Annotated in this window: 28 protein-coding genes; 13 read left to right on the top strand and 15 right to left on the bottom strand. The window is 73.0% G+C overall.

Annotation, left to right across the window (positions count from 1 at the left end):
- Nucleotides 1-88: 88 nt before the first annotated feature.
- From PUR56_RS25375 to PUR56_RS25365, 3 genes are all read left to right on the top strand, one after another.
- Nucleotides 89-1,231 (top strand): serine hydrolase domain-containing protein, encoded by a 1,143-nt coding sequence (locus PUR56_RS25375; protein ID WP_329877619.1) that lies wholly within the window; start codon nt 89-91, stop codon nt 1,229-1,231.
- Between the two features lie 236 nt (nt 1,232-1,467).
- The gene (locus tag PUR56_RS25370) at nt 1,468-2,520 is read left to right on the top strand and encodes a hypothetical protein (RefSeq protein ID WP_329950598.1); all 1,053 of its coding nucleotides are present in this window, start codon (nt 1,468-1,470) and stop codon (nt 2,518-2,520) included.
- 264 nt (nt 2,521-2,784) lie between these two features.
- A complete protein-coding gene (locus PUR56_RS25365) occupies nt 2,785-2,943 on the top strand; it encodes a hypothetical protein (protein ID WP_329877627.1) in 159 nt (52 codons plus the stop codon).
- A gap of 182 nt (nt 2,944-3,125) precedes the next feature.
- Here PUR56_RS25365 and PUR56_RS25360 read toward each other — a convergent pair whose 3' ends face one another.
- On the bottom strand, nt 3,126-4,043 hold the full coding sequence (locus PUR56_RS25360; protein WP_329877629.1) for a hypothetical protein: 918 nt from the start codon (nt 4,041-4,043) through the stop codon (nt 3,126-3,128).
- Between the two features lie 213 nt (nt 4,044-4,256).
- Here PUR56_RS25360 and PUR56_RS25355 point away from each other — a divergent pair, with 213 nt between their 5' ends.
- The 3 genes from PUR56_RS25355 (at nt 4,257) to PUR56_RS25345 (ending at nt 7,617) form a co-directional block, all read left to right on the top strand.
- Nucleotides 4,257-5,903, top strand: a complete 1,647-nt coding sequence (locus tag PUR56_RS25355) for a phytoene desaturase family protein (protein ID WP_329950597.1) — start codon at nt 4,257-4,259, stop codon at nt 5,901-5,903.
- Between the two features lie 148 nt (nt 5,904-6,051).
- Complete coding sequence (locus tag PUR56_RS25350; protein WP_329877633.1) at nt 6,052-6,525, top strand: SRPBCC family protein; 474 nt, start codon at nt 6,052-6,054, stop codon at nt 6,523-6,525.
- Nucleotides 6,526-6,591: 66 nt separating this feature from the next.
- Entirely contained in the window at nt 6,592-7,617 is a 1,026-nt protein-coding gene (locus PUR56_RS25345) for a YihY/virulence factor BrkB family protein (RefSeq protein ID WP_329877635.1), read from the top strand.
- A 49-nt stretch (nt 7,618-7,666) separates the two neighbouring features.
- On the opposite strand, the gene PUR56_RS25340 is transcribed toward PUR56_RS25345, so the two are convergent.
- Nucleotides 7,667-9,910, bottom strand: a complete 2,244-nt coding sequence (locus PUR56_RS25340) for a sulfatase-like hydrolase/transferase (RefSeq protein ID WP_329877637.1) — start codon at nt 9,908-9,910, stop codon at nt 7,667-7,669.
- Between the two features lie 228 nt (nt 9,911-10,138).
- Between PUR56_RS25340 and PUR56_RS25335 the strand changes: the two genes are divergently transcribed.
- On the top strand, nt 10,139-10,366 hold the full coding sequence (locus tag PUR56_RS25335) for a hypothetical protein (protein ID WP_329950596.1): 228 nt from the start codon (nt 10,139-10,141) through the stop codon (nt 10,364-10,366).
- Nucleotides 10,367-10,575: 209 nt separating this feature from the next.
- On the opposite strand, the gene PUR56_RS25330 is transcribed toward PUR56_RS25335, so the two are convergent.
- The 5 genes from PUR56_RS25330 to PUR56_RS25310 form a co-directional block, all read right to left on the bottom strand.
- Complete coding sequence (locus tag PUR56_RS25330) at nt 10,576-11,871, bottom strand: MFS transporter (protein ID WP_329950595.1); 1,296 nt, start codon at nt 11,869-11,871, stop codon at nt 10,576-10,578.
- A gap of 309 nt (nt 11,872-12,180) precedes the next feature.
- Nucleotides 12,181-13,386, bottom strand: a complete 1,206-nt coding sequence (locus PUR56_RS25325; RefSeq protein WP_329950594.1) for a hypothetical protein — start codon at nt 13,384-13,386, stop codon at nt 12,181-12,183.
- Nucleotides 13,387-13,471: 85 nt separating this feature from the next.
- The gene (locus PUR56_RS25320; RefSeq protein ID WP_329950593.1) at nt 13,472-14,677 is read right to left on the bottom strand and encodes a hypothetical protein; all 1,206 of its coding nucleotides are present in this window, start codon (nt 14,675-14,677) and stop codon (nt 13,472-13,474) included.
- A gap of 225 nt (nt 14,678-14,902) precedes the next feature.
- Entirely contained in the window at nt 14,903-15,268 is a 366-nt protein-coding gene (locus PUR56_RS25315) for a darcynin family protein (RefSeq protein ID WP_329950592.1), read from the bottom strand.
- A 45-nt stretch (nt 15,269-15,313) separates the two neighbouring features.
- Nucleotides 15,314-16,207 carry an NAD(P)H-binding protein gene (locus PUR56_RS25310; protein ID WP_329950591.1) on the bottom strand — a complete coding sequence of 298 codons (894 nt, stop codon included), beginning with the start codon at nt 16,205-16,207 and terminating at the stop codon, nt 15,314-15,316.
- A 106-nt stretch (nt 16,208-16,313) separates the two neighbouring features.
- Between PUR56_RS25310 and PUR56_RS25305 the strand changes: the two genes are divergently transcribed.
- Complete coding sequence (locus PUR56_RS25305; RefSeq protein ID WP_329950607.1) at nt 16,314-17,264, top strand: LysR family transcriptional regulator; 951 nt, start codon at nt 16,314-16,316, stop codon at nt 17,262-17,264.
- A gap of 155 nt (nt 17,265-17,419) precedes the next feature.
- Here PUR56_RS25305 and PUR56_RS25300 read toward each other — a convergent pair whose 3' ends face one another.
- The 3 genes from PUR56_RS25300 to PUR56_RS25290 form a co-directional block, all read right to left on the bottom strand.
- A complete protein-coding gene (locus PUR56_RS25300; protein ID WP_329950590.1) occupies nt 17,420-18,142 on the bottom strand; it encodes an ABC transporter ATP-binding protein in 723 nt (240 codons plus the stop codon).
- A gap of 146 nt (nt 18,143-18,288) precedes the next feature.
- Nucleotides 18,289-18,909 (bottom strand): hypothetical protein, encoded by a 621-nt coding sequence (locus PUR56_RS25295; protein ID WP_329950589.1) that lies wholly within the window; start codon nt 18,907-18,909, stop codon nt 18,289-18,291.
- 134 nt (nt 18,910-19,043) lie between these two features.
- Nucleotides 19,044-19,604, bottom strand: a complete 561-nt coding sequence (locus tag PUR56_RS25290) for a helix-turn-helix transcriptional regulator (RefSeq protein ID WP_329950588.1) — start codon at nt 19,602-19,604, stop codon at nt 19,044-19,046.
- 156 nt (nt 19,605-19,760) lie between these two features.
- On the opposite strand from PUR56_RS25290, the gene PUR56_RS25285 reads away from it, so the two are divergent.
- The 5 genes from PUR56_RS25285 (at nt 19,761) to PUR56_RS25270 (ending at nt 22,575) form a co-directional block, all read left to right on the top strand.
- Nucleotides 19,761-20,261, top strand: coding sequence for a Gfo/Idh/MocA family protein (locus PUR56_RS25285; RefSeq protein ID WP_329950587.1), 501 nt, complete (start codon nt 19,761-19,763; stop codon nt 20,259-20,261).
- Between the two features lie 12 nt (nt 20,262-20,273).
- Nucleotides 20,274-20,519: an NUDIX hydrolase gene (locus PUR56_RS43575; RefSeq protein ID WP_443034565.1), complete on the top strand. Its 246-nt coding sequence runs from the start codon at nt 20,274-20,276 to the stop codon at nt 20,517-20,519.
- Nucleotides 20,456-21,157 carry an NUDIX domain-containing protein gene (locus PUR56_RS25280; protein ID WP_443034564.1) on the top strand — a complete coding sequence of 234 codons (702 nt, stop codon included), beginning with the start codon at nt 20,456-20,458 and terminating at the stop codon, nt 21,155-21,157. Before PUR56_RS43575 ends, PUR56_RS25280 begins: the two co-directional genes overlap by 64 nt.
- A 49-nt stretch (nt 21,158-21,206) precedes the next feature.
- Nucleotides 21,207-21,947, top strand: a complete 741-nt coding sequence (locus tag PUR56_RS25275) for an alpha/beta fold hydrolase (RefSeq protein WP_329950586.1) — start codon at nt 21,207-21,209, stop codon at nt 21,945-21,947.
- A 208-nt stretch (nt 21,948-22,155) separates the two neighbouring features.
- Entirely contained in the window at nt 22,156-22,575 is a 420-nt protein-coding gene (locus tag PUR56_RS25270) for a hypothetical protein (RefSeq protein ID WP_329877655.1), read from the top strand.
- Between the two features lie 118 nt (nt 22,576-22,693).
- Here the strand turns inward: PUR56_RS25270 and galK are convergent, their stop codons facing one another.
- From galK to PUR56_RS25245, 5 genes are all read right to left on the bottom strand, one after another.
- Nucleotides 22,694-23,833 carry a galactokinase gene (gene galK / locus PUR56_RS25265; RefSeq protein WP_329950585.1) on the bottom strand — a complete coding sequence of 380 codons (1,140 nt, stop codon included), beginning with the start codon at nt 23,831-23,833 and terminating at the stop codon, nt 22,694-22,696.
- Nucleotides 23,830-23,964, bottom strand: coding sequence for a hypothetical protein (locus PUR56_RS25260; RefSeq protein ID WP_329877659.1), 135 nt, complete (start codon nt 23,962-23,964; stop codon nt 23,830-23,832). The genes galK and PUR56_RS25260 overlap by 4 nt, the downstream gene beginning before the upstream one ends.
- Complete coding sequence (galT, locus tag PUR56_RS25255) at nt 23,961-25,061, bottom strand: galactose-1-phosphate uridylyltransferase (RefSeq protein WP_329950584.1); 1,101 nt, start codon at nt 25,059-25,061, stop codon at nt 23,961-23,963. The genes PUR56_RS25260 and galT overlap by 4 nt, the downstream gene beginning before the upstream one ends.
- A 229-nt stretch (nt 25,062-25,290) precedes the next feature.
- Nucleotides 25,291-26,280 (bottom strand): aldo/keto reductase, encoded by a 990-nt coding sequence (locus PUR56_RS25250; RefSeq protein WP_329950583.1) that lies wholly within the window; start codon nt 26,278-26,280, stop codon nt 25,291-25,293.
- An 82-nt stretch (nt 26,281-26,362) separates the two neighbouring features.
- Nucleotides 26,363-26,559 (bottom strand): amidohydrolase family protein (locus PUR56_RS25245; RefSeq protein ID WP_329950582.1); only part of this gene is annotated, 197 nt, incomplete at its 5' end.

Genomic DNA, 26,559 nt, shown 5'->3' with positions numbered 1-26,559 from the left:
CCCGGGCCGGACGTGCCGCGCCGTGCCGTGCCGTGCCGTGCCCGAGCAACCCCGACCGACGAACCGACGATCCCCCAGGAGTTGACCCATGCAGGACCAGACACGCCGAGGACTCCGGCGGCGACACGCCCTGTCGGCCGCGGCCGCGCTGGCCGTCGGCCTCACCGTACCGGGTGTCCTGACGGCGCCCCAGGCCGCCGCCACCGGGCCGGACACCGTCCGACGGAGCCTGAACGCACTGGTGCGTGACGACGGGATGCCCGCCGCGCTGGCGAGCGTCCGGGACCGTCACGGCCGCACCCGCACCTACACCGCGGGGACCGCCGACCTGGCCACCGGCTCGAAGGTGCCCGTCGACGGCCAGGTCCGGGTCGGCAGCAACACCAAGTCCTTCGTCGCGGTCGTGGTCCTGCAGCTGGTCGCCGAGGGGAGGATCGGTCTGGACGACTTCGTGGACGCCCATCTGCCCGGCCTCGTCCGGGGGGAGGGGATCGACGGGCGCGACATCACCGTCCGCCAGCTCCTCCAGCAGACCAGCGGGCTCCCCGACTACAGCAGCGACCTCGGGGACGACGCCCGGTACTACGACCCGAACGAACTGCTCGCCTTCGCCCTCCGGCACCCCGCCGACTTCGCCCCCGGCAAGAAGTGGAAGTACAGCAACACCAACTACGTGCTCGCCGGCCTTCTCGTCCAGGAGGTCACCGGCCGCCCGCTCGCCGAGGAGATCGACCGGCGCGTCGTCCGACCCGCCGGGCTGCGCCACACCTACTTCCCCGCCCCCCGCGACGCGGGCATCCGGGAACCCCACCCCCACGGCTACTACCGGGAATCGGCGGACGCGCCGCTGCGCGACGTCACCGAGATCGACCCGTCCTGGGGGTGGGCCGCCGGGCAGATGGTCTCCACCGGCTCCGACCTCAACCGGTTCTTCGGCGCGCTCCTGGCCGGTCGCCTCCTGCCGCCGGCCCTGCTCGCGCAGATGCGGACCACCGTCCCCGCCGAGGAGACCTTCGGCCCCGGCGCCCGCTACGGACTGGGGCTCGTCAGCAGGCCGCTGCCGTGCGGCGGCCTCTCCTGGGGGCACGGCGGCAGCTTCCCCGGGTACGAGACCCGGAGCGGGGTCACCGACGACGGCCGCGCCGCCACCGTCGCGGTCACCGTGCAGCTCACCGACGCGGCGAGCCGCAGGAAGCTCGAACGCGCCGTGGACACGGCCCTGTGCCGCTGAGCCCCGCCGAGGGGCGTTCCGCGCGGTAGGACGACCGGTGGGCCCGACCCGAGGTCGGGCCCACCGGCCCCGTGTCCGCGCACCGGCGCCGCGCCGTGGGCAGAGGGGGTGCGGCGCCGTCCGCAACCGCGGGACGCTACCCTCCGGGCAGGGCTCAGCCCCCTCACCCCCGGATCGTCACGCGGCTCGTCGACGGGCACGTCTGCGCCTACGACCTGGCCGCCGGTGCCGCGGACGTGCTGTCACCCGCCTTGAGCTTCCGGCCCGTTCCCGGGGACGAGGTCGTCGACCGGGCCGTCGCCGCCGACCTTCGGCGCGCCTACTACACGACCCTCGACGCGGTCGTCTGCGTGACGTCGGACGGGGACGAGGTCTGGCGGTCCGCGTTCGGGCCGCCGTCGGACCGGCGGTTCGGGCACTGGTCCGGCTGCGCCCTGTCGGCGGACGGACGGGCGGTGTGGGTCTACCGGCCCGACGTCATGGCCGGCCGCGACCGCCCCGACCAGTGGGTCGTGCTGGACGCCGGGACGGGCGCACTCGTCGCCCGGGCGGACCTGTCGACCGTCGGGCAGGGCGGCCGTCAGCTGTCGCACCGGACGAGCGGTCAGGTCCTCCTGAACGTGGGGGAGGGGCAGGACGGTTCGGTCGTCTACCGCGGGTCGCTGACCGAGGGCCGGATGGACCTCGTCCGCTACCCGTGGGACGACCGGTGCCTGATCGACCTGTCGCCCGACGGACGCCGGTTCCTGACCGTTCACCACGATCAGACCGACCTCGCCGTCCACACCTACCCCGACGGCGAGGTGGCGTTCACCCTCACCGTCGACGCCTTCGGGTACGACCCGGACGGCACCTACCTGGAATGGGGCGGCGGCTACCTGGACCAGGACACCGTCGTCGTGACCCTCGTCGGCGAGACCGAGGACGAGGACGAGCTGATCGACGCCCTGGACACCGCGTTCCGGGAGCTGCCCGAGCCGGTCGTCCCGCCCCAGCACTGCTACCGGCAGCTGATCCGGGGCGGCACCGAGCGCCTCCGTCTCGCGGAGGCCGCCGGCAGGGTGGCCGCCGCCATGGTCACCGTGACCCCGCCCGGGATCCCCGTCCTGATGCCCGGGGAGGCACTCGGGACCCCCGACGGCCCGGTCCTGCGCTACCTCGGCGCGCTGGAGGCCTTCGACCGCTCCTTCCCGGGCTTCCACAGCGAGGCGCACGGCGTGTCCGTCGACCCCGGCACCGGCGACTACCTCATCGAATGCGTGCGGGAGGACGTCCGGGCGACGTGGTGACCGAGGGGCCGTGCGCGGGGCGAGCTCGGGACGGGGCCCTCCCGCCTCGGCGTCGTCGGGCCCACATCGGTCCGGCACGCGCCCAGGGCGCTCCGAGGACACCGGGCAGTCCGGCGCGAACGGTCCTCCGAGGTGGTGCACGGTGGCCTGGAGGAGCCCGCGGTCCCGCCGGGTGGTGGGCGAATCGGGTGACGCCTGACATGGCCTCACTCCTCGGGGGCAGAAGGGACAGCATCTGTTCCGGCCAAACGCTCGGAGGTGCACATGTCCACCACCATGGTGTTGCTGGTGGCGCCGCTCGTCCTCGCTGCCGTACTGGCGGCCACCGGCCCGCGCACGGCGTCCCGGCACCGCGGCCCCCGCGCCGTCGTCGGTCGTGGTGACGACGCGTACCGGCCCCGGCACGCCCGGCCCTCGCCCTGACGCCCTGCCCTGACTCTCCGCCCTGGCTCCTCGTCGGGGTCCGCTGCGCGAGTCACACCGTTCCACCGGGCCGCCCCGGCATCGCCGGGGCGGCCCGGTGCGTCGTACCCCGGCGGTCGTACCCCGGCCGTCGTGGTACGTCGCGCAGCGGCGGGGCGGGCCCCCGCCGTACCCGTCCCGGGTCAGCGCCCGCGCCGCCGCAGGTCCGGGGCCAGGGGGAGCTGATCGCCGGTGGCACCGGTTTCGAGGCGCGCGTAGTCCGGGTGGTCCAGCCGGTGGTGGACGTAGATCTGGTCGGCCCACGGCGGGTCGAACGGCGTGAACGCGCGCAGGCCCAGGACGCGGCCGACCACCCGGTCGGACCGCTCGGCGTTGAAGTCGGCGACCGCGGCGGCTTCGCCGATCTGCTCGACGGTCCCCGGAAGGTCGTCGAGGTAGCAGGTGACCCGCGGCAGCAGGTGCCCGTGCGCGGAGCCGCGGAACAGGTCGAGGGCGGTCGCCGTCGAGGAGTAGTAGTCCAGGTCGAGGGAGACGAAGCCCACCGGATGATCGCGCAGCACGTCCGCGTGGGTGTCGAGGTAGTCGGGCAGCGTCCGGGCGAGGTCGCCGATCACCAGCTCGGACGAGCCCAGACGGGCCCGCAGCCGGTCGTGGTCCATGGTGTAGAAGCCGGGACCGAACAGGTAGGGCATGTCCCGGGGGTCCTTGGCGGGGGGCATGCCCGAGCCGCCGTCGAAGCCGACCACCCGCACCGCCACACCGGTGGCGGCGGCGTAGTACCGGGCGTGCTCGGCGAGCGCCAGCAGCCCGTTGCCCCCGGCCACCCCGAACTCGACGACGGTGACACCCGGGTGCCCCAGCCGCGCGGCCGACTCGGTGGCCCGACGCACCCCGTACGCGTAGTGGGGCCGCTCGACCAGCCCGAACCGGTACGCCGGCGCCGAACCGACTCCGGGCAGCCGCCGCAGCAGCCGGTTGCGCACCGCGTTCCGGGTGCCGGACTTCGACCAGTCCCACAGCACGTCGGCCAGCCCACCGGCAGGCCGCCGTCCGAACGGGTGACCCTTCTGGGCGGTCGTCCCCACATTCCTGCGCACCATGGCACTCCCCACACGACGAAGCGGTCGGGGGCAGCCTTCCCGTCCACCCCGCCCGCCCAACCGGTTCGCCGCAGGGCGCGGCCGAGAAGTCGTGGGGGACGGTCGCGGTCGTCCGTCCTCCGGAAGGTCCGGAACGGGTCGCCGGATCCTCGGCGGGCCGTGCGGCACCGGCGCGGGTAGCGTGCTGCGAGGGGGAGCGGCGCAAGGAGGGTCATGCCTGACGCCATCGTCATCGGCGCCGGCCCCAACGGGCTGGTGGCCGCCAACATCCTCGCCGACGCCGGCTGGCAGGTCGACGTCCTGGAGGGCCGGTCCGAGCCCGGTGGCGCCGTCCGCAGCGACCGAGGTGTCCACCCCGACTACGTCCACGACGTGTTCAGCTCCTTCCACCCCCTCGCCGTCGCCTCGCCCGCCATCGGCGCGCTGGACCTGGGCGCGTTCGGCCTGCGCTGGAGCCACGCACCCACCGTGCTGGCCCACCCCCTGCTCGACGGGCGCGCCGCCACGCTGCACCGGGGCGTCACGGCGACCTGCGCCGGCCTGGAGGGCGCGTTCGGCGGGGCGGACGCCGAGGCGTGGCAGCGGCTCTCACGGCTCTGGGACGACCTGGACCCGTATCTCCTGCGCACGCTGTTCACACCGTTCCCCCCGGTCAGGGCGGGTGCGGCGATGGCCGCCCGGCTGCGGGCCGCGGGCGGACTGCGGGCCCTGCGGTTCCTGACCCTTCCGGTGCGCCGTCTGGCACAGGAGGAGTTCACCGAGCCCGGCGCCGGCCTGCTGCTCGCCGGGTGCGCCCTGCACGCCGACCTGCTGCCGGAGGGAGCCGGCAGTGGGGCGTTCGGCTGGCTGATGGCGATGCTCGGCCAGCAGGTCGGGTGGCCCGTCCCGGTCGGCGGCGCCGCCGCGCTGACGGACGCGCTGGTGCGGCGGCTGGAGTCCTCGGGCGGAAGGCTGCACTGCGACGCCCCGGTGGTCGAGGTGGTCGTACGCGGCGGGCGCGCGCTGGGGGTGCGGACCGCCGACGGCCAGGCGTACCGGGCCCGCCGCGCGGTCCTCGCGGACGTCGCGGCCCCCGCCCTGTACGGCGGCCTGGTCGGGTGGGAGCACCTGCCGTCCTCGATGCGCGCGGACCTCCGCCGCTTCCAGTGGGACCTCTCCACCGTGAAGGTCGACTGGGCCCTGAACGGAGCCGTGCCGTGGACGGCGCCCGCGACGGCCGGCGCCGGGACGGTGCACCTGGGGGCCGATCTGGACGAGCTGAGCGACTACGCGCTGCAGCTGGGCACGGACCGCCTGCCGCGTCGCCCGTTCGTGCTGTTCGGGCAGATGACGACGGCCGATCCCGTCCGCTCCCCGGCCGGCACCGAGTCCGCCTGGGCCTACACCCACGTCCCCCGGGCGATCAAGGACGACCTGGGGCCCGACGGCATCACGGGCAGCTGGGACCCGCGGGAGGCGGAGGCGATGGCGGCCCGCATCGAGGACCAGGTGGAGCGCTTCGCCCCGGGGTTCAAGGAGCGGATCGTCGCCCGGCGGATCCTCACCCCGATGCTGCTGCAGGAGCTGAACCCCAACCTGGTCGGCGGCGCGATCAACGGCGGCACAGCCGCGCCGCACCAGCAGCTCGTCTTCCGCCCCGTCCCGGGCACCGGGCGTCCGGAGACGCCCGTCGCCGGGCTCTACCTGGCGTCCTCGTCCGCGCATCCCGGGGGCGGGGTCCACGGCGCCTGCGGGGCCAACGCCGCCCGCGCGGCCCTGCGCGCGCACCGGCTCCTGGCCGGCCGCGTGCTCGCCCCGGGCCTCGCCGCGGCGCAGCGACTGCTGTCGGGCCCGCGCGAGCACCCCCACCCCCACGACTGACGACCGCCGGAGCGCGCGGACCGGGCGGACCGGGCCCGACGACGCGCCGAACAGACAACCGGACAGCCGGGCAGTACGGCAACCCGACAGCCCGGCGATACGGCAACACGGCACCACGGCAACACGGCAAGCACCGAGGAGGAGTCGCATGGCACGGCGCCAGCAGTTCATCGCATGCCCGCCCGAAGCAGTCTGGGGCGTCCTGGCCGACGGCCACAGCTACGCCGAGTGGGTGGTCGGGACGCAGGACATCGAGCACGTCGACCCCGGCTGGCCGGCGGTGGGCGCGGCCCTGCGCTACCGGGCCGGTCTCGGCCCGCTCACCATCGACGACAGCTGCACGGTCCGGATCTGCGAGCCCGGCACCCGCCTGGAGCTGGAGGCGAAGGCCGCACCGTTCGGCACCGCCCGCATCGCGTTCACCCTCATCCCCTGGGGTGCCAACACGCTGGTCCTCCTCGACGAGCACCCCCTGACCGGCCCCGGCTCGCGCTTCGAGGGACCACCGAGCGAATTCGTGCTGCACCTGCGCAACCGCAGGCTGCTCGGCAACCTCGCCCGGGTGGCGGTCGAGGAACACCGGCAGGCCACCGGAACCGGTGCCGGCCGGCCCGGCGGGTGACCGCGTTCCGCAGGTCGGGCTCACACCGAGGGGATTGACCGCGGCCGGTGCGGACAGACGCCCGTCATGGCACCTCGGTTCAGACACGCACACGGGCCCGACGGCCGGGAGAACGACGCCGGGCCGGGCCCGAGCCGACGGGTCACGGAAGCGGCCCCGGACTCGCCCGGCGACCTCTCCCGGCGCTCGTGGTGGGCCGCACTGCGCCGCACCGGCAAGGAGTTCCTGGAGGACGAGCTGCCCGACCGCGCTGCGGCCCTCACGTACTACGGCGTCCTGGCGATCTTCCCGGCCCTGCTCGTCCTCGTCTCGGTGCTCGGCGTCATCGGGCAGTCCGCGACCGGTGCCGTGCTGGACAACCTGCAGAACCTGGCACCCGGCGCCGCCCGCGACATCCTGCGCGACGCCGTCGACCAGCTCCGGAACTCCGGCGGCGGCGTCAGCTCGGTTCTGCTGGTCGTGGGCCTGGCGGGCGCCCTGTGGTCGGCGTCCGGCTACGTGGCCGCCTTCATCCGCTCCTCGAACGCCGTCTACGACATCCGTGAGGGCCGCCCGGTGTGGAAGACCACACCGCTGCGCCTGGGCCTGACGCTCCTGCTGATGGTGCTGCTGGCGGCGAGCGCGGTGATCGTCGTGTTCACCGGCCCGCTCGCGGACCGGGTGGGCCGCGCACTCGGCCTGGGCGGTACCGCGCTGACGGTGTGGTCGGTCGCCAAGTGGCCGGTCCTGCTGGTCCTCGTCGTGCTGATGATCGCGGTGCTGTACTGGGCCGCGCCCAACGTGCGGGACCGGGGCTTCCGATGGGTGTCCCCGGGCAGCGTGCTCGCGGTCGTCCTCTGGATGGCGGCCTCCGCCGGGTTCGCCCTGTACGTCGCGAACTTCTCCTCCTACAACAAGACCTACGGCACGCTGGCCGGTGTGATCGTCTTCCTGGTCTGGCTGTGGATCTCCAACCTCGCCATCCTCCTCGGCCTGGAGTTCGACGCCGAGCTCTCCCGGGAACGCGCCATCGAGGGCGGTCTGCCCGAGAAGGAGGAGCCCTACGTGCGGCCCCGCGACACCCGCACCTGGCCCGACGACGAGAAGACCTAGCCGGCCGGGCTGCCGCGGCGGCCCGGCTCGGAGAAGGCCCGGAGAAGGGTCAGAGCACGGTCACCCGGGCCCGGGCCCAGGAGGTGTGGTCGAAGGCTGTGTTGCCGTTGGCGTCCTCGACGACCAGGCGCAGCAGACGCACGCCCCGGACGTCGACGTCGACCTCGACCGGACCGGAGGCGCCGGTGAGCTTTCCGGTGGTGAAGAGCACCTTGCCGTCGCCGTGGACCGACGCCTTCGTCGCACCGAGCGCGGACTGCCGGGTGGAGAAGTCGTCGATGCCGACGAGCGCCGTGAACCGGTTCCCCCGGGCGCCGAGGTGGTAGACGATCTCGGACGGTGCGTGGACGCCCAGGCCCTTGGCGTACGTCGTGCCGGCGAAGGTGATCGGCGTGCCGTCGCCGGCCTCCTTGCGGCCGTTGGAGGTGTCGCGTTCGACCGGGCCCCAGCCGTTGGTGGCCGACACCCAGGTGAGGTCGCTGAGGTAGGCGTTCGCGGTCGGCGGGGCCGGGAGGAGAGGTGTCCGTCCGGTCGCGGAGAAGGCCAGCGGACCGCCGGTGGAGCGGGCGCCCGCGGTGACGGCCAGGGACCCGTCCGTGCCCGGGGCGGCGCCGGTCGGCGCGGTGACCTCCCACGTCACGGTCAGGACGGTGCCTGCGGCGAGCTCGGTCCGGCCGGTCGGCCCGGTCGGCCGAACGACCCAGCCCGCCGGGGCGCCGAGCGTGAGGAGCGCGTCGCTCCAGGACCGGGCGGACGCGTTGCCGAGGGTGGCCGAGACCGTGAACGGCACGCCCGGCGCGGCGTACGCGGGGACGGTCACGGAGAGCCCGAACGGCTTGCGCGGGTAGGTGTCGCGCCAGGAGGCGCGCATCAGGGCGACGAGGTCGGTGACGACGGAGGGGTTGAGGCCCGCGACGTCCCGCTGCTCGCCGAGGTCGCTCGCCAGGTCGTACAGCTCGACCTGCCACTGGGTGTCGGGGAGGGTGCGGTCCCGGACGGGCGCGAACCGCACGGCCTTCCAGTCGCCCTTGCGGACGGCCTCCGCGAGCCAGGTACCGCGACCCTTGTCCTGACTGTTGGCCCGGCTGGTGACACCGCGTTCGTCGCGGTACCAGTAGAGGTGCGTGTGACGGGCCGCGTCCGTGCTGCCGCCGAGCAGCGGGGCGGCGGACAGGCCGTCGAGGTCGGCGGGGGCGGGCGCGCCGGCGAGTTCCGCGAGGGTGGGCAGTACGTCGGTGAGCGGGGTGGGGCGGTCACTGACGCCCGCGCCGATCCGGCCGGGCGCCCAGGCGATCAGCGGGACCCGGATGCCGCCCTCGTAGAGGTTGCGCTTGTAGCCGCGCAGCGGGCCGTTGGCGTCGAACAGGTCGGGGTCGACGCCGCCCTCCTCGTGCGGGCCGTTGTCGCTGGTGACGAGGAGCACGGTGTCCTCGGCGATGCCCCGCGCGCGCAGCCGGTCGGCGACCCTGCCGACGAGCGCGTCGAAGTAACTGATCTGCGCGGCATGCCCCTTGTTCTCCTGCGACCAGGCGCGTGCGGCGTAGGCGCTGCTGTCGGGGATGTCACTCGGCGCGTGCGGGACGTTGGGGGTGAGGAACAGTGCGAAGGGCTCGGCGGCGTGCGCGTCGATGAACTCCAGCGCGTGCTGCTCGATGAGATCGGGGGCGTACCGGCCCCTGGCGCCGCCGGCGTTCGCGGGGACGGTCTCCTTCACCCCGTTGTGCCACAGGTACTGCGGGTAGTACTGGTGCGCGTGCCCGTGGTCGATGTAGCCGTAGAACTCCTCGAAACCACGGGAGTTGGGGTGGCTGGGCTGGTCGCCCTGCTCGGGCCCGAAGCCCCACTTGCCGATCAGCGCGGTGCGGTAGCCCCGGCTGCGCAGGACCTCGGCGAAGGTGGTGTCACCGTCACCCAGCGACCCCTGGGCGCCGTTGGGGTTGGCGCGGACGGCGGAGTGTCCGGTGTGCAGGCCGGTGAGCAGGGAGGCGCGCGAGGGCGCGCAGACGGCGGCGAGCGAGTAGGCGTCCGTGAACCTGAGGCCCTCCGCGGCCAGTCGGTCGATCCTCGGGGTGTCGATCAGCTTCTGGCCGTAGGACCCGAGGTCCCCGTAGCCGAGGTCGTCGGCGAGGACCACGACGAGGTTCGGGGCCCGGCCACCGGTGGCCGCACTGCCCGGGGCAGCATCGCCCGGGGACGTGCTGCCCGTGGCCGCGGCCCCGGCCGGCGGGGCCGGCAGCGCGGTGAGGCCGAGGGCCGCGGCGGACCCGGTGAGGAACCGGCGACGACTGGACATCGGGTGCTCCTGGAGGCGAAGGGGCGGACGGCGGGAACGGCGGATGCGACGGCGGGCGGGGGACGCCGCCTGTGCCGGTGCGTCCATCCTCCTGAGCGGCCGGCCGGATACCCATGCATGCGGCATGACAAGGATGTGAAGCCGTCGTCGTCACTCGCCGTCGTCATTCGCCGCCGTCACCCCGGACCCTCACCGAACCTCGGGCCGAGGACTCGGTGGAGGGCCTCCGTGGCAGGCCGGGAGAACGACTGCGGCGTCATGGAGCCGGGGCTGTTCACGACCGACTACACCGTCCCGGGCGGCCTCAGCCTCGACGACCTCCACGCCTGCGCGAAGGTCCTTGCCGTGAGTGCGCCCGTCGGCGCCGAGATCGCCGAGTTCGAGGGGAACGGCTCCGCGACGGCCGACGACCTCGTCGCCGCGATCGAGCCCCTCCTCGCCGAACTCCGCCGCTGAACGGAGGGTTCGTCGGACCGGACGTGCCGGTCGGCGAGCCCGGTCCGTACCCGGAGCGGTTGCGGCGGCGTTCGAGAATCAGCACAGGGCGGTTGGACCGGACCCTCCGTCAGTTCGTGACGCAGGTCCGTTCCACTCTCCTTGGTCGCCGTGACCGCACGACCGTCCGGGACCGTCGCACTGCCGCCGGGAGCGCCCGGACCCCGGCATCAGCCCTGGACGGTGTCGGGAAGCGGGGCTTCGCCGGGCCGGGCAGGTGCCGTGCCGGTCGTGTCGTGGATCGGGCGGCGGGTGCGCTCCGCCCAGGCCGCCACCGGCGGGCCCGCCGCGCCCAGGGCCGCGAAGAACACGCCGAGGAGCAGCCAGCCCGCGTGCCCGAGTCCGAGGACCGCCGTCGTCAGGACCACCGGAGCCAGGGCCTGCCCGGCGTTGAAACCGAGGCCGAAGAAGCCCTGGTACTGCCCTTGGGCGTGGTCGGGGGCGAGGCCGAAACCGAGGGCGAAGCCGCCCGAGGACTCCCACACCTCTCCGAGGCTGTGCACGCAGACGGCGAGGACGGCGAGCGCCGGCGCGATCCAGGTCGGAACGTCCGCGGTCAGGGCCATCAAGGGACAGCTGACCAGGAAGAGCAGCCCGGCGACGCGGAACGCCCGGCCGCCCTGGCGCGGTGTCTCCACCCGCGAGCCGATCCTGCTCTGGAGCAGCACGCACACCCCGCTGTTGACCGCGTAGACGGCCGCCACGGTCCACCGGGGCGCATCGGTGTGGGCGGAGAGCCAGATCGGCAGGAGCAGGGAGACGGTCTGGTACTGCAGGCCCATGGCGCCGTAGAGCGCGGTGAAGCACACGTACGGCCGGTCGGACAGGACGGCCCAGCGGTGGTGCTCCTTCGGCCGGGGCAGGGGCCGGTAGTCGGGGATGCCGATCAGGGCGATCAGGCCGGCACAGGCGAAGCTGGCGGCGTTGGCGAGGATGAGCGCGGTGTACGCCGGGCGGCTGTTGACCGAGACCGCGAAGGCGGCACCGAGGGTGCCCAGGACCACGCCGAGGTTGACGAACGTGCGGAGCTTCGCCCTGAAGGCGGCCGGTCGTTCACCGCCGGTACGGGCGATGAGCGCACCACCTGCGGCGCCGCCCGCCGTGGCCGCCAGCCGGTCCAGGGTGGCGATGAGCGTGAACGTGAGCCAGCTGTGGATGAGGACGAACGAGGCCATCGTCACGGCCTGCATCGCGAGGGCCGCCAGCCAGACCGTGCGCGGCCCGTACCGGTCGGCCAGGTTCCCGGCCGGGATCCCGGCGAGCAGCCCGACCAGCCCGGCGATCGTGAGGCCGAGACCGACCTGCGCGGCGGGCAGGTGCACCACCAGCGTGAAGTAGAGCACCGCGGCAGTGTTGAACAGCCCGTTGCCCACCCGGCTGACGAAGCTTGCCGCGATGAGGGCGCGCTGCGGACCGGTTTGCGCCGGCGCGCCGGATATCTTCACCCCGACACTCTTCATGATCATGTCGAACAGGCTAACAGCGCCCCCTCGGCCCCCTCCGTGCGGTCCGTAACGACTCTGCACGTGCCGGCCGGTGGTGCCGGTGGTGCCGGTGGTGCCAGTGGTGCCGGAACACGGTGCGCGAGCCGGGGGCCCGACCCGCCGGGCACGAGAGGTTCCGCCTCACATCCTCGGCGTGGAGGCGGCGGCCGTGATCGCCCGCAGCACGGGGCTGTCGTGTCTGACGGGTCGCCAACGGATCGCCGGCGGTTGGGCGACGGTTCGGCGTTCGACGGACGTCGCCCCGCCGGCTTCCCGCGGCCGTCCCATGGGTCAGACGTAGTCGACGCTGTAGACGACGTCGGCCGAGAACTCGAACCTGTCGCCGAGCGTGACCGGGGCGCTGGCGAGCGTGAGCACGGCGTCGGTGACCGGTTCCTTCCCCTGGCCGGCCGGGAACGGGAGCGACGTCCCCCGGCCGGGGCCGCCGCCGAGGTAGTCGGCGGTGCTCGCCCGGTCGTCGTCGTCCTGGGGGACGCTGCCCGAGTCGTCCTCGGTGCCGTCGACCCAGACGCGGACCGTCGTGGCGGCGTCCGGCGGCGAGATCGTGAGGTCCGGCCCTGCCGGGACTTCGAGCATGTCGCCGGTGGTCATCGGCTTCCACGAGACCGGAGGCGACATCGCCGTCGCGGAGCCGCCGGTGATCCCGAAGGTGAACTCGCCGGATCCGCTGCCGATCTTGTCGCTGTCCTCGTGGCAGTGGAGCCGGGCCAGTCGGGCGCGAACGACGCGCTGTTTGGTCCTGACAACCTCCGGGGGCGTGGCGGGGGCGAGGCCGGTGGTGTTCCAGACGATGTCGTAGTCGCCCGCTTCGTTCCAGGCCAGGATCGTGAACCACAGTTCCTGGTTGGTCCGCAGGGGGATGTGGCCCGGGGTCGCCGCAGAGATCCGGTCCACCACGGAGACCCGGTGCACGATCGCGGGCCGGGGGGAGACGGCGTCGGCGATCACGTCCGGCGCGAGGAAGACCGGGTGGCCGAAGCTCTCGGTCTGGGGCGTGCTGCCCAGGAGCTGGACACGGGCCATGGTCCGGCTCTGGGTGACGAACGCCATCGAGACGAACGTCCCGCCCGGGGTCACCATGACCCGGGGCTTGTCGCCGCATCCGGTCAGGAAGGTGGCGTGACCGCGTCCGATGGAGGGGAAGTCCAGGGCGCCGAGGGTGAGCCGCCTCGGCTGCGGGTTCTCCGCGAGTTCGGCGCTGCCGTGCCCTCGGTTGAACAGGCGCAGCTGGTAGATGCTGCCGAGTGGAACGGCCTGGACGGTCGGGCTGGTGGGGCTCTCGGACACCGGGCCGGGGCGCAGGGTGAAAGGCGGTAACGGGGCCGTTGCCGGTACCCCGGCCGGGGTGAAGGGGAGCGTCCGTTCCCAGAGCTCCAGGTTGGTCTGCCCGCCGACCGAGTCGCTCGCGTCGAGGTGGAAGACCGCGCCGCCGGCGAGGGCGATGGCCGCCGTGCGGTCCGGAATCAATCTGACCATGGTGTCCTCGCTTGTTCGGTATCGGCGATTCGACGGTTCGACGGTTTGACGGCCCGGGAACGGCGCGGGCCGGTCCGGCCCGGATTCAGGCGTAGGTGACGGAGTAGACGACGGTGGTCGAGAAGCTCAGCAGCTCGCCGTCCGTGGTCGGAACGCTGTGGAGCACCAGCGGCTGGTCGGTCACCTGTTCGCGGCCCTCGCCCGCGGGGAAGCTCAGCGGGGTTCCGCGCCCCGCGCCGCCGCCGAGCCGGCCGGCGGTGCTCGCACCGTCGTCGGAGTCCGACGGGAAGCTGCCCGAGTCGTCCTCCGTGGCGTCGACCCAGACGACCACCCTGTCGTCCGTGAACGGTGCGACCAACTGGAGGGCGGTGGCCCAGGCGGGGAGGGGAGCCATGTCGGACCTCAGGGCCATGGGATCCCAGGTGAAGGTCTGTGTCACCGTGCTCGCCCCGCCGGTGAGGCCGAAGGTGAAGTCCGCCTCGCCGAAGCTGTGCCTGTCGCTGTCCTCGTAGCAGTGGACGGCGGTCACCCTGGCCTCGACGATCCGGTTCTTGACCTTGATCTTCTCCGGTGGTGTCACGGGGGCCTCGCCGGTCGTGTTCCAGACGAAGTCGAAGAAGCCCGCCGCGTCCCACACCACGATCAGGAAGAAGAGCTCGGTGCCGGGTCGCAGCCCGACGTGGGACGAGGTGAGCGGCGAGCGCAGGTCGTCGATCAGCGAGAACTCGTGCATCAGCGCGGGCCGGTCGGAGGTCGCGGTGGCGATCACCTCCTGGTTGCCGAAGAAGGGATGCCCGGTCAGCGGCGCCACCTGGGGCGGGCTGTCGGAGATCTGGACCCGGGCCATGACCGGGGCGCTCGTCGCGAAGGCGGCCGTCACGAACGTGCCGCCCGGCGTGAGGAGGGTCTGAGGTCTCTCGATACACGCGGTGAGGAACTTGAGGCGCGTCTTCGGGCCCGCGCAGGGGGTGTCGACCCTGCCGACCAGCAGCTCCGGCGGCGGCTTCTCCGCCAGCGCGGCGCTGCCCCTGCCCTTCTCGAAGAGGCGGGCCTGGTAGAGGCCGCCCACGGGGACGTCCGCGTGCAGTGCGCGCGTGGGGTGGGGCGGGTCCCAGACGGGGCCGAGGACGAACGGGGGAGGCGGCGGCGCCGCCGGGTCGAAGCGGACCGTCCGGTGCCAGATCTCCAACCCGACGGCTGTTCCGGACGGGTTGACCGTGAAGTCGGCCGGGCCGGTCCCGCCCGCGTTGACGGCGATCCCGGTCGGGTCGTTCGGAGTGAACCTGACCATCGCAGGCCTCCTCGCGTCTACTCCCTTCCATCATCACCCCGCACCGGACCGACCGCCGGATCACCGGCCCCGGCCTTCGCGGGACAACCGTTCCCGCCGGCCCCTGCGGGACGGCCCACGGCTCCGGCTCCTCCGGTTCCTGTGCCCTCCTGTTCCTGTGCCCTCCGGCCGGGTGGGGCCGGAGGGCACAGGAACAGACGCGCGCGGCGGGTGGTGGGCGGTGTGTCAGGTGGTGATGGTGGCGACGGGGTCGAGGCCGTAGGTGCGGGCGTAGCCGTTCTCGGTGCCGACGAGGAGGTCGACGACCTCGAAGTAGCGGTCCCAGAACGGGGTTTCGCGCAGCGCGTCGATGAGGAGCTGGTACGCGTGGTGGTCGTCGGCCTCCCACACCCAGACGTCGGTGACGCGCGCGGAGTAGAACTCGGTGTCGTAGAAGCGTGACCGGACGCCGGTCGTCCTGGTCTCGATCACGGGCAGGACCTCGGTGGTGAAGGTCTCGACGCGTTGCCGGACGGTCAGGGCGAGCCACTCGGGCGTGGTCTTGACGAGCATGAACGCGGTGACCGGCGATGCGGTCTTCTCAGCGGGCATCAGGGTGTCTCCAGAGCGGCAGGTGGCATCGGTGCGGTGGGGGCTTCAGGAGAGGACGGCCGGCTTGAGCGTCCGGGCGCACCACTGCTCGAAGCCGGTGGGCGAGGCGGTCTGCGGGGTGCGGGCGACGCCGGCGTCCAGGCCCTGGTCCTTGGCGCGCTTCATGTCGACGATGCCCTGGACGAACGCGTCGTCGAGGCCGTAGCCGACGAGGGTGGCGTACAGCGCGTCGAGCGACTGGCGCTCGTAGCGGACGGGGCGGCCGAACTGTTCGGTCATGATGCGGGCCAGGTCGTTGGGGGAGAGGTCCTGCGGCCCGAGGACCGGGACGCTGCCGGTGCCGGTCCACGAGCGGTCCAGCAGCAGGCCTTCGGCCGCGGCCGCGATGTCGGCGGTGGCGACGAGCGGCGCCCTGCGGTCGGCGTCGACGGAGTCGGTGAAGCAGCCCTTCTCGCGGATCGAGTCGGCCTCCTCCAGGAGGTTCTCGAAGAAGGACGGGTTGGCCAGGGCCCGGTAGGCGACGCCACTGTCGGCGATGAGGTCGTCCAGGGCGAGGGAAGCGGTGACGAGGCCGGCCCGGTCGGCGAGCGGGGTGCCGCGGCCGAGTGCGGAGACGCCGACGACATGGCCGACGCCGTGCGCCGCGAGCGCCCTCACGGCCGGCCCGCTGAAGCCGCTGTAGGCGACCTGTGGGGACGGGGCGGCGACCGGGGGGACGAGCCAGAAGACCGCGTCCGCACCGTCGAAGGCCCGGTCGACGACCTCGGCGTCCCCGTGCGAGCCGACGACCACCTCGACGCGTCCGCGCGCCGCGTCCGGAAGCCGGGCGGGGTCGCGCACGATCACGCGCAGTTCCTCGCCTGCGGCGGGGGCGGACTCCAGGAGCCGGGAGAGCAGGTGACGGCCGATGTTCCCGGTGGGAGCAGTGATGACGATCATGAAAACCTCGCAGGTCGGGCTGGTCGGTACGCCCCTCATCCTGCTGAGGACCCCGGTGCTGCCACAATGGGAACGTCGGCACGGAATCATTGACGGAAACGGAATAATGCTGGTGAACAGCCCGGATTCGGCCCTCGACGCCAACCTCGCCATCGCGTTGGACGCCCTGCTGGCCGAGCAGAGCGTCACCCGGGCCGCCGCCCGCCTGCACACCTCGCCCGCCGCCATGAGTCGCACGCTCGCCCGCCTGCGCCGCACCTTGCAGGATCCGCTGCTGGTCCGGGCCGGGCAGCGCCTGGTCCCCACCCCCCGCGCCCTGGCCCTGCGCGACGAGGCCGCCGCCGTCGTGCAGCGCCTCGGAGCCCTGCTCAGCCCCGATGCCGGCGTCGACCCCGCCACCCTGCGCGGCACCTTCACCCTCCAGACCGCCGACCTCGTCGGCGCGGCCCTGGCCCCCGGACTGCTGCGCCTGGCCGAGCAGGAGGCGCCGGGGGTCTCGTTCCGGCTCCGGGCCGAGGAGTTGGAGGCCGGCCCGGCCCTGCGCGACGGCCGGATCGACCTGGAGGTCGGGTCCATCGACCACGTGGACCCCGAGACCAGGGTCGAGGAGCTGGTCAGCCTCCGCATGGTGGCGGCCGTCCGGCCCGGCCATCCGCTGACCGAAGGACCCCTGACCCCGGCCCGGCTCGCCGCCGCCCACCACGTCGCGGTCAGCCGCCGCGGCCGGTTCACCGGCCCCCTCGACACCGCCCTGGCCGAGCAGAACCTTCACCGGCGGGTCGGCATCGTCCTCCCCAGCCACCTGGCCGCCATGACCCTCGCCGCCCGCAGCGACATCGTCTGCCTCGTCCCTGCCGCACTCCCCGGCGCGGCCCCCTCACCCCTCACCGGCGACGCCGTCGCCCTCGGACTGCACCTCCTGGACCTCCCCCTGACGCTGCCGCCCGTGATCGTCGGCATGGCCTGGCACCCCCGCCATGCAGCCGACAGGGCCCACCACTGGCTCCGCAACGCCATCCGCCGGACCCTCCGTCCGCCCGGGAGCCCGCCCGCGTGAAACAGAGCCGGCTGTCCCGGCGGCTGTTCAGGGGGCTGTTCAGGGGGCCGCCCCGGCACGGCTGTCGGAGGCCGGCGCGCCCGCTGGTCGCAGGACCCGCCGACGTCGCGCCCGGCATCGTGCGGCCGCTCCCCGTCGGACACCCCCGGTGACGGTCAGGCCGGATCCGGGGCCGGCTCGTCCTGATCGTGGGCGCCGCTGCGTCGGTGGGGGACGGCGGTGGCGTACTGGGCGGCCTGAAGGAGGTAGGAGGCCCGGTACCGGCCGTCGGGGTCCGCCATCAGCTCGGCGTGGCTGCCCTGCTCGGTGAGCCGGCCCTCGTGCAGGACGTAGATGAGGTCGGCGTCGGCGGTGGCGGCGAGCCGGTGGGTGACGAGGATGACGGTGAGGCCCTGGTCGGCGAGTTCGCGGATTCGGGCGAAGGCGGCCACCTCCGACTGGGCGTCGAGGGCGGAGGTCGGTTCGTCGGCGATCACCAGGTGGGTGGGGCGCCCGTCGATGCCGCCGGTGGTCGCCCGGTGGTGCGTGCGGGCCATGCCGACGCGCTGCCACTGCCCGCCGGACAGCTGCACACCACCCTCGAAGCCACGGGCGGCGAGGGTGTTCCAGCCGTTGTCCTGGGCCTTGACCACCGGGTGCAGGTCGGCGTAGTCGGCGGCGCGCTTGAGCAGCGAGGGGTCGTCGCCGTGCTCGGGGCGGCCGACCAGCACGTTGGCGCGGAGGGTGAACGGCCAGCGCTGGAAGTCCTGTTCGAGGACGGAGACGGAGGCGAACAATTGATCCCGGTCGGCTCCGGCGGTGTCGGTACCGTCCCAGAGGACGCGGCCGGTGTCCGGGAGGTAGAGACCGCAGAGGATCTTGACGAGGGCATCCAGCACTTCTCGCTGACAGCGGCGCGAAGCCCGGCCCCGCGACCCGCATGGGGCCGGGCTTCGCAGACTGGCTCTTGGCAGCCTCCTGACGACGGCGGCTCGGATCATCCTCTCCGGGCCGCTGATCACCGCGACTCTGATCCGAGCGCCTGTCACGCAGCTCGGACGCGCTCGATGAGATCGGCGACGCCGTCAACCTGGCGGTACGGCTTGAACGCCGGCGCGAGTTCGCGGATCAGGGTGACGCACCGCTCGGCCCCGATGCGGGTGGCCAGATCGAGGGATTCGGTGGTGACGGCGAGAGCCTGCTCGACATCGTTGGTCTGCAGGAAGCCCCTGGCCTGGTAGGTCAGGAAGATGCCGCGCGTCTTGTCCCTGGCCTTGGGCAGGAGGGCCAGGCCCTCGGCTATCCTGACGTGCGCCTCGTCGGCCCGGCTGAGATCGAGCAGGCACTGGCCGGATTCGACCGCGAGGTCCGCGGGGCTCATCCACGCGCACCAGCCTGGAGCGGGGTCGGTAGCCCGCGTCGACAGTGCCGTCTCGGCGTCGGACAGATCGCGGTAGCACGCGGAGCGGTCGCCGAGCGCGGCGTAGGCCCTGGCCCGCCGGAGGAACAGCAGCGACCGGGCGGTGGGGTGCTTGGTACCGGACAGTGCGTGGCCGAGCTGGCCCACCGAGAGGTTCGGCTGGCCGATCCAGTTCGACTGGTAGGCGAAGTCGGAGAGCACACCGGCGCCGAAGTCGCGGTCACCTGCGGCGTTGGCGGCTTGCAAGGCCCCTGCCCAGAGCTTTCCCGCGGCGAAGTGCTTGCCCTGGTCGAAGCGGTACCAGCCGCAGGTGGTGGCCAGTGACGCGGCCAGGAGGTGCAGGCGCTTGGCGACGGGCTCGGCGTGGCCGCCGCCCTCGATCAGGTCCGGACGGTGGCGAGATGAGCGTCCATCAGCTTAATCGTGTGCTGGCGCTGTTCGGTGGGCAGGGTCGTCAGCTTCGCGCTGGTTTCCTCCAGCCAGTCCACGAGCCCGGGGTCCACCGCCGTCCTGCCGTCGAGGGCAGAAGTCAGGCGATCGGGCTCGATCGTGGCCCACTGGGCGGCGAGGCCGGCCAGCGAGACGGCGCTGAAGGTCATGAAGCTGCGGCGGTCCATGGCGGCTCTCTGTGCATCTCGAAGTGCTTGGACGGTGTACGCCGATCCCAGTGGCAGCGGAACCTCGCGGCCGGGCAGCCAATCGGGCCACCCGAACAGCTCCATGTCGGCGATCGGAACGTCGAAGGCTTCCGCGATCAGGATCTGGGAGTCCAGGTTCGGCTGCTTGCGCCAGTTCTCCCACCGGCTGACGGCCGTCTTGTCCGCGCCGGAGCGGAGCCCGTGCTTGCGGGCGGCCCGGTCGAGGAACACGACGAGGTCGCTCTGTGACCACCCGCGCAGTTCACGGGCGTAGGCGAGGGGGTGCCGGATCGGGTCGTCCACGGGGCCAATTCCATCATCGACAGTGACAGGCAGCCTACTGCGCGCGAGCGCGGGACAACCCCGGGACTACAGACAATGCCTGTCCAGGAAAGCGGAGTTGACGCTGTACTCGACACGCATCGACAAGTTCCCTCACGATGCGGAAGGAGTCAGCCCATGAAACGACGCGCGGCGGTCATCGGCCTCGGACACCAGGCACTCGAAGACCACCTTCCCGGCCTGCTCGCCTCCAACCGGGCCGAGTTGGTCGCGGTCTGCGACAACGACCCGGACGCCCTGCGGGCCCAGCAGGACACGCACAACGTCCCGGGCTTCACCCGGGCCGCCGACCTGCTGGACAACGTGGCGCCGGACTTCGCCATCGTGGCGGTCCCGCACCACGCCGGCCGGGCCGTGATCGAGGAGTGCGCCGTCCGAGGCGTGCACGTCCTCAAGGAGAAGCCGTTCGCCACCTCCCTGCCGGAGGCGCGCGAGCTCGCCGCGATCTGCCAGCAGGCCCAGGTGCAGCTGATGGTCACGCTCCAACGGCGCTTCAACCCGCTCCACGCGTCCGTGGTCCAGCTCCTGGACCAGATCGGCACCCCGTTCCTCATCGACGGCGAGTACACCTTCCACACCGACGACCCCGGCGCGGGCTGGCGCGGAGACGTCAGCTAGAAGGGCGAGGGCATCGAGCAGGCCCTGCTGCGGGAGGTCGACGAGGAGACCGGCCTGCGGATCGACGCGGTCGAGAAGTATCTCGGGCACTTCGACTACACGTCCGGCAGCGGCGCCCTCACCCGGCAGCTGACCTTCGAGGTCACTGTCACCCGGACCGGCCCGGTCACCCTCACCGAGCACGACGCGCACGAGTGGGCCGGGCCCGACGAGATCCCAGCCGTCAGCGACGCCGTACGGGAACTCGTCACCCGCTGATCGTGCACCGTGAGCTCATCGACCTGGTCCACGGAGACGGATACGACGCCTTCTGTGTGGGTGCACTCATCGTCCGCCACGGCCGGCTCCTGATGCTCCGACGTACGGCGTCGGACTCCTGGGCCGGCCGTTGGGAACCGCCCGGCGGCGGCGTCGAGACCGGCGAATCCCTCGCCGAAGCTCTCGCACGTGAGGTCCAGGAGGAGGAGGCCGGGCCGGCCATCGCCAGCACTGTACATCGGCCACCTGGACTACCCAGCCCGCGAGAACCCCCTGCTGCCAGCAGGGGGTTCTTCTTCGCCGCCGAGGAACCGCCCGGTCAATGGCCGGTCCGGATCAACAAGACAGAACACGATCGCTTCGCCCGGTCCACGGCTGACCGTGTCCGGTCGACACGGCCTGACCTCCGCGCTCTCGTTATCCGGCGGCTGGCGCTTACGGCCCGGAGCGGCGCGGGGCCGCCGGGCGACCGGCGTGAGGGCTTCGGACGGACCGAGGTTGACGACCCGTCAGACCGAACTCTCCTATCCGGTACGGATGGTGGAATCTGCTGGCCTGTCGGACGGCCTTCGCGGCACCCGCGCCCGCTACCCTGGCGTCGGCGGCGCCCCCACCGGGCGCGCCGGCCCTGCGGATGATCAGCTTCGACCCTCACGGGAAGGTGGGGCGACATTCCATGAGGACGCCATGAGCACGTTCGTACTCGTGCCCGGCTTCTGGCTCGGTGCCTGGGCCTGGGACGCGGTCGCCGCGCCGCTGCGCGCCGCCGGGCACACCGTCCACCCGGTGAGTCTGACCGGCCTGGCCGAGCGTGCGGGCGAGGCCGGACCGGAGGTCGGACTGGAGACGCACATCGCCGATCTGACCGGTCTGATGGTCCGCGAGGACCTCCGGGAGGTCGTCCTGGTCGCGCACAGCGGCGGCGGAGCCCCGGCCACCGGCGCGGCCGACCGCCTGCCCGAGCGGATCCGGCGGGTCGTCTACCTCGACAGCGGGCCGCTCCCGGACGGCGCCGCCCTGCGCGACCTCTGGGAACCCGCCTACCGGGCCCGCGCCGAAGCGTCCCTGGTCGGCGGCTGGCGGCACCCGATGCCTCCCTGGGACGAACTGGCGGCGAGCGGCGCAAGCCTGGACGGCCTGGACCGGGAGACCCTCGACGACATCCGGGCGCGCGCCACCGATGTGCCGGTCAGGGTCTTCACCGAACCGCTGTGGCTCACGGGCGGCGGACAGGCCCTGCCGAAGGCGCTCGTCTCCTGCTCGTTCCCGCTGGAGCAGATCCGCGCGATGATCGCCTCCGGGGAGCCGTACTTCGCCCCGCTCGCCGGCCCCGAGTGGGAGCTGCGCGAACTGCCCACCGGCCACTGGCCGATGTTCTCCCGGCCCGCCGGGACCGCCGTGGTGCTGGAGGAGTTGGCGGCGCTCTGAGGAACGACGGGCTGCCGCGCCGCACCCGTCGCCGCTTCGCGCGGCCGAGCCCCGTCCGTGGGCCGCCCTCCCTCCGCGGACCGCTCTCCGCGGACCGCCCCCCGGCCGACGAGAATTCGGGTGGTGTGGCGCGGAGACGAAGGGGAAGACGGTGCCAGGGAGCGTCGGTGACGGTCCCTCACCACCGCCCCGTCGAGGAGGACCACCCATGAGTCAGCCCGTCCCTCCGAACCTTTCCGTCGTACGCCTCGCCACCGAGGCCGCCGATCTTCTGCGTGCCGCCGGTACGGCTCCCCAGGGTGGCCGTCCGGGCCTGCTGCACACCGCCGAGGCGGCCGAGACCGTCGCTGCGCTCGCCGGAATCGCCGCGCGCCTGCCGGAGCTGCTGGACCAGGTCGAGGCCTTCCTCAGCAGCGAGCAGGCCTCGGGCCGGATCGCGCCCGCCACCGAACCGGTGGGCGACGCGGCGTTCGACGTCATCCGGGCCGCCCGCGATGCCCGGGACCAGCTGTACGAGGCGAGTCGCACCGCGGCTCTGCTCGCCGAGGTCCTGGCGGCTGCCGCCGGCACTCTCGCTCCGCTGGGCGGGTCCCGGACGGCCGGAGGGCCCCTCACGCCCCACGTCTGAGCGCCCGCCCGGACGCGGACGCGCCGGTCGACGTGCTGCCGAGAGCCGGGGCCGCCTGCGCGGCGCGCGGGGACCGGACCGGCCGGCCCCCGCCGTCAGGGACGATCCTTCGGACGGCTCAGACGATGCGACGGGCGCCGGAGGAAGGGACGGCCGTGAAGGTGCGGGGAGCGGCGTAGGCGGCCTGTCGGAAGGCGGTCTCGACCGCGGTGGTCACGGTGGGCGCGGTGTCGGCCGCGACGAGCGCTATCACCGAGCCGCCCAAGCCGCCGCCGGTCATCCGGGCGCCCAGCGCGCCGGCGTCGACGGCGGCCTCGACGGCGAGGTCGGTCTCCGGGCAGGAGACGCCGAAGTCGTCGCGCAGCGAGGCGTGTCCGCTGGTCAGGATCGGGCCGAGGGCGTGGAGGTAGCCGCCGTGGAGGAGAGCGGCGGCCTGCTCGACGCGCGCGTTCTCGCTCACCACGTGGCGAACGAGCGGGCGTAGTTCGGCCGGCAGGCGGTCCAGCGCCGCCGGCAGCCTGTCCGGGGTGAGGTCGCGCAGGGCGGGGAGGCCGAGGAGGGCTGAGGCCCGCTCGCAGCCGGCCCGCAGCTTCGCGTACTCGCCGTCGGCGAGATCGTGCTTGACGCGGGTGTCGATGACCAGGAGCCGCAGGCCGGCGCCCTCCAGGTCGAACGGGACGTGACGGGCGGACAGGTCCCGCGTGTCGAGGAACAGCGCCTGGCCCTGCCGGGCGCACACCGAGGCCATCTGGTCCATGATTCCGCAGGGCACGCCGACGAACGCGTTCTCCGCGCGTTGGGCGATCCGGGCCAGTTCCTTCCTGGTCAGCCCGAGATTGTGCAGGCCGTTGTAGGCGGCCGCCATGACGCATTCGATCGCTGCCGAGGAGGAGAGGCCGGCGCCGGTCGGCACGTCGCTGTCGATGTGCACGTCGGCACCGCCGATCGGGCATCCGGCTTCGCGGAGCGCCCAGACGACGGCGGCCGGGTAGCGGGCCCAGCCGTCCACGCTGCCGGGGGAGAGGGCGTCGATGTCCAGTTCGACGGTCCGGCCGTCCCCCTGCTCGCTGTAGAGGCGAAGAACCCGGTCGGCGCGGGGGCGGACGGTGGCGCGGGCCGCCTGGGTCAGCGCGATCGGCAGGACGAACCCGTCGTTGTAGTCCGTGTGCTCGCCGATCAGGTTGACTCGGCCGGGGGCGGCCCAGACCCCGGTCCGGGCGGGGGCCGTCGCGCCGGCGGCGGTGTGTACCGGGCTCATCGTGCGTGCTGCCTCTCGGTGCTCTGCCTCGGGACGAAGGTCCGGGCGTCGGTGACGGTGTCGTCGAGGTCGGGGTGGCGCGGGGTCCTGCCGACATGGGCGGCGCCGCCCGTGACCGGGTAGCTGCTCATGACGAGACCTCCCGCAGACGCTGCGCGGCCGCCTCCGGCGACACGTCGTTGACGAACGCGTCCATCCCCGACTCCACACCGGCGAGGAACTTGAGCTTGCCGGCCGTCCGTCGGATCGTGAACAACTCCAGATGCAGGGCCAGTTCGGGGGCACCGACGGTCGGTGCCTGGTGCCAGGCCGCTATGTACGGGGTCGGCGCGGCCTGTCCGCCGCTCCCCTCCTCGACGAACAGGCGGTCGAAACGGCGCAGCAGTTCCAGGTAGAGGCCGGGGAACTCGGCGCGCTCCGCCTCGTTCAGCTGCGTCAGGTCGGCGACCCGCCGGTTCGGATAGAGGTGCACCTCGTAGGGCCAGCGGGCGGCGAACGGAACGAACGCGGTCCAGTGCTCACCGGCCAGCACCACGCGTACCGGATGGGCGTGTTCGGCCGCCAGCACGTCCTCGAAGAGGTTGCGGCCGGTGGTGACGCGGTGCCAGTCGGTCTGCTCGATCATGCGGGCGGTGCGCGGCGGGACGAACGGGAAGGCGTAGACCTGTCCGTGCGGGTGGGCGAGGGTGACACCGATCTCGGCGCCGCGGTTCTCGAAGATGTACACGTGCTTGACGTCGGGCAGCTGGGACAGCTCCGCGGTCCGGTCCGTCCACGCGTCGAGGACGAGGCGGGCCCGGGTCTCGGTCAGGTCGGCGAACGACGATCCGTGGTCGGCGGTGAAGCACACCACCTCGCAGCGCCCGGCGCCCGGCTCCGCCTTGGTCACCGGGTGGCCAAGGCGCTCGGGGTCGGCACCGATGGCCAGGGCGGGGAAGCGGTTCTCGAACACGACGACCTGGTAGTCCGGGGCGGGAATCTCGCTGAGCCGGCCGTCACGGGAGGGGCAGAGCGGGCACTCGTCCGCGGGCGGATGGTAGGTGCGGGCCTGCCGGTGCGCGGCGATGGTCACCCAGTCCCCGGTGAGCGGGTCCCTGCGGATCTCGGACAGGCTCGCCGCCGGCTCCAAGGGACGCAGGTCGACCGAGCGGGCTCGGGGAGTGGCGTCGTCCTGGTCGAAGTAGAGGAGTTCGCGGCCGTCCGCGAGCTTGTCCGAGGTCTTGATCATGGCTTCCTTCCCTGCCGGGCCTGTCTCGGCTACCCGTACTGAGCAAGCCTCGGGTTCATATTCGAACACAAAGAAACAGAAGTCAACAATCAGGTGTCGTGAAATGGTGGGTGAGCACTGCGGGGCGGAGATCCCCCGCCGGCCGGCCGGCCGCTGCCGCCGCCCGGGGCGACGAAGGAGGGCGACGACCCGCACCACGTGGTGCGGGTCGTCGCCCTTCTTCGTCGTGTCAGCGGCTCAGCAGGTCGATCTCGGCGAGCTCCTCCTCCGACAGCGGCCCGCCGTCCAGCGCGTCGATGTTCTGGTCCAGCTGGGCCACGCTGCTCGCCCCGATGATCACCGAGACCACCCGGGGGTCGCGCAGCACCCACGACAGTGCCAGCTGCGCCAGCGTCTGGCCGCGCCGCTCCGCGACCTTGTTCAACGCGCGCAACTGCTCCAGCTTGGCGCCGGTCAGCGCCTGCTCCTTGAGGAAGTGTCCGACCGACATCCGAGAGCCGGTCGGCACATCGCCCGTGAGGTAGCGGTCCGTCAGGAGCCCCTGAGCCAGGGGTGAGTAGGCGATCAGACCGGTCCTGGTGTGGCCGACCGCCGCCAGGAGGCCGTCCTCCGGGGCGCGGTCGAGGACGGAGTACCGGGCCTGGTTCAGCAGCAGCGGCGTGCCCAGGTCGCGCAGGATCGCCGCCGCCTCCCGGTGCTCGGCCGCCGGGTAGTTGGAGATGCCGGCGTACAGCGCGCGGCCGGAGCGCACCGCGTGGTCCAGCGCCCCCATCGTCTCCTCCAACGGGGTCTCGGGGTCGTGGCGGTGCGAGTAGAAGACGTCCACGTAGTCCAGGCCCATCCGCCCCAGCGACTGGTCGAGGCTGGCCAGCAGGTACTTGCGGCTGCCGCCGTCCCCGTACGGGCCGGGCCACATGTCGTAGCCCGCCTTGGAGGCGATGAAGAGCTCGTCCCGGTACGGGCGGAAGTCCTGCGCGAACAGGTGGCCGAAGTTGCGCTCGGCGCTCCCGTACGGCGGGCCGTAGTTGTTCGCCAGGTCGAAGTGGGTGACCCCCCGGTCGAAGGCCCGGCGCAGTACCGCGCGCTGCACGTCCAGCGGCTGGGTGTCACCGAAGTTGTGCCACAGCCCCAGCGAGACCGCGGGCAGCTGCACACCGCTGTGTCCGGTGCGGCGATAGGTCATCGAGGCGTAGCGGTCTTCCGAGGCATGGTAGTTCATGTCGCACATCCTGCCAGTTACCCACCAGAACGTGAACTCAAATCAACAGGGAACAACGTTGCGTCCGAGGACGGTTCGGACGTTAGCCGTCGGACCGGACGGATCCCGTGACAGAACCGAACGGCGGCTCGACCGCGCCGAAGCGGTCGGCCCCGGTGATCCACTCGCCGCGGCGCATGACGGCGACCAGGTCGTGGGTGGCGGAGTCGAGCACCACGAGGTCGGCGTTCTTGCCGGGTTCCAGCGTGCCGACCGAGTCGGCGAGGCCGAGCAGGCGGG

This window comes from Streptomyces sp. BE303, from assembly GCF_036290945.1.
Taxonomy (GTDB): Bacteria; Actinomycetota; Actinomycetes; order Streptomycetales; family Streptomycetaceae; genus Kitasatospora.
The sequence above is the reverse complement of the archived record's forward strand: the minus strand, read 5'-3'. Positions and strand labels throughout refer to the sequence as shown.

What these genes read in the sequence shown, in the direction of transcription:
- PUR56_RS25250 (WP_329950583.1), bottom strand. Translation starts at nt 26,280, where the DNA reads ATGAACTACCATGCCTCGGAAGACCGCTACGCCTCGATGACCTATCGC.
- PUR56_RS25310 (WP_329950591.1), bottom strand. Translation starts at nt 16,207, where the DNA reads ATGATCGTCATCACTGCTCCCACCGGGAACATCGGCCGTCACCTGCTC.
- PUR56_RS25340 (WP_329877637.1), bottom strand. Translation starts at nt 9,910, where the DNA reads ATGTCCAGTCGTCGCCGGTTCCTCACCGGGTCCGCCGCGGCCCTCGGC.
- galK (WP_329950585.1), bottom strand. Translation starts at nt 23,833, where the DNA reads ATGAGCCCGGTACACACCGCCGCCGGCGCGACGGCCCCCGCCCGGACC.
- PUR56_RS25285 (WP_329950587.1), top strand. Translation starts at nt 19,761, where the DNA reads ATGAAACGACGCGCGGCGGTCATCGGCCTCGGACACCAGGCACTCGAA.
- PUR56_RS25305 (WP_329950607.1), top strand. Translation starts at nt 16,314, where the DNA reads ATGCTGGTGAACAGCCCGGATTCGGCCCTCGACGCCAACCTCGCCATC.
- PUR56_RS25315 (WP_329950592.1), bottom strand. Translation starts at nt 15,268, where the DNA reads ATGCCCGCTGAGAAGACCGCATCGCCGGTCACCGCGTTCATGCTCGTC.
- PUR56_RS25330 (WP_329950595.1), bottom strand. Translation starts at nt 11,871, where the DNA reads ATGATCATGAAGAGTGTCGGGGTGAAGATATCCGGCGCGCCGGCGCAA.
- galT (WP_329950584.1), bottom strand. Translation starts at nt 25,061, where the DNA reads ATGATCAAGACCTCGGACAAGCTCGCGGACGGCCGCGAACTCCTCTAC.
- PUR56_RS25350 (WP_329877633.1), top strand. Translation starts at nt 6,052, where the DNA reads ATGGCACGGCGCCAGCAGTTCATCGCATGCCCGCCCGAAGCAGTCTGG.
- PUR56_RS25365 (WP_329877627.1), top strand. Translation starts at nt 2,785, where the DNA reads ATGTCCACCACCATGGTGTTGCTGGTGGCGCCGCTCGTCCTCGCTGCC.
- PUR56_RS25325 (WP_329950594.1), bottom strand. Translation starts at nt 13,386, where the DNA reads ATGGTCAGATTGATTCCGGACCGCACGGCGGCCATCGCCCTCGCCGGC.
- PUR56_RS25375 (WP_329877619.1), top strand. Translation starts at nt 89, where the DNA reads ATGCAGGACCAGACACGCCGAGGACTCCGGCGGCGACACGCCCTGTCG.
- PUR56_RS25320 (WP_329950593.1), bottom strand. Translation starts at nt 14,677, where the DNA reads ATGGTCAGGTTCACTCCGAACGACCCGACCGGGATCGCCGTCAACGCG.
- PUR56_RS25270 (WP_329877655.1), top strand. Translation starts at nt 22,156, where the DNA reads ATGAGTCAGCCCGTCCCTCCGAACCTTTCCGTCGTACGCCTCGCCACC.
- PUR56_RS25275 (WP_329950586.1), top strand. Translation starts at nt 21,207, where the DNA reads ATGAGCACGTTCGTACTCGTGCCCGGCTTCTGGCTCGGTGCCTGGGCC.
- PUR56_RS25355 (WP_329950597.1), top strand. Translation starts at nt 4,257, where the DNA reads ATGCCTGACGCCATCGTCATCGGCGCCGGCCCCAACGGGCTGGTGGCC.
- PUR56_RS25345 (WP_329877635.1), top strand. Translation starts at nt 6,592, where the DNA reads ATGGCACCTCGGTTCAGACACGCACACGGGCCCGACGGCCGGGAGAAC.
- PUR56_RS25260 (WP_329877659.1), bottom strand. Translation starts at nt 23,964, where the DNA reads ATGAGCAGCTACCCGGTCACGGGCGGCGCCGCCCATGTCGGCAGGACC.
- PUR56_RS25360 (WP_329877629.1), bottom strand. Translation starts at nt 4,043, where the DNA reads ATGGTGCGCAGGAATGTGGGGACGACCGCCCAGAAGGGTCACCCGTTC.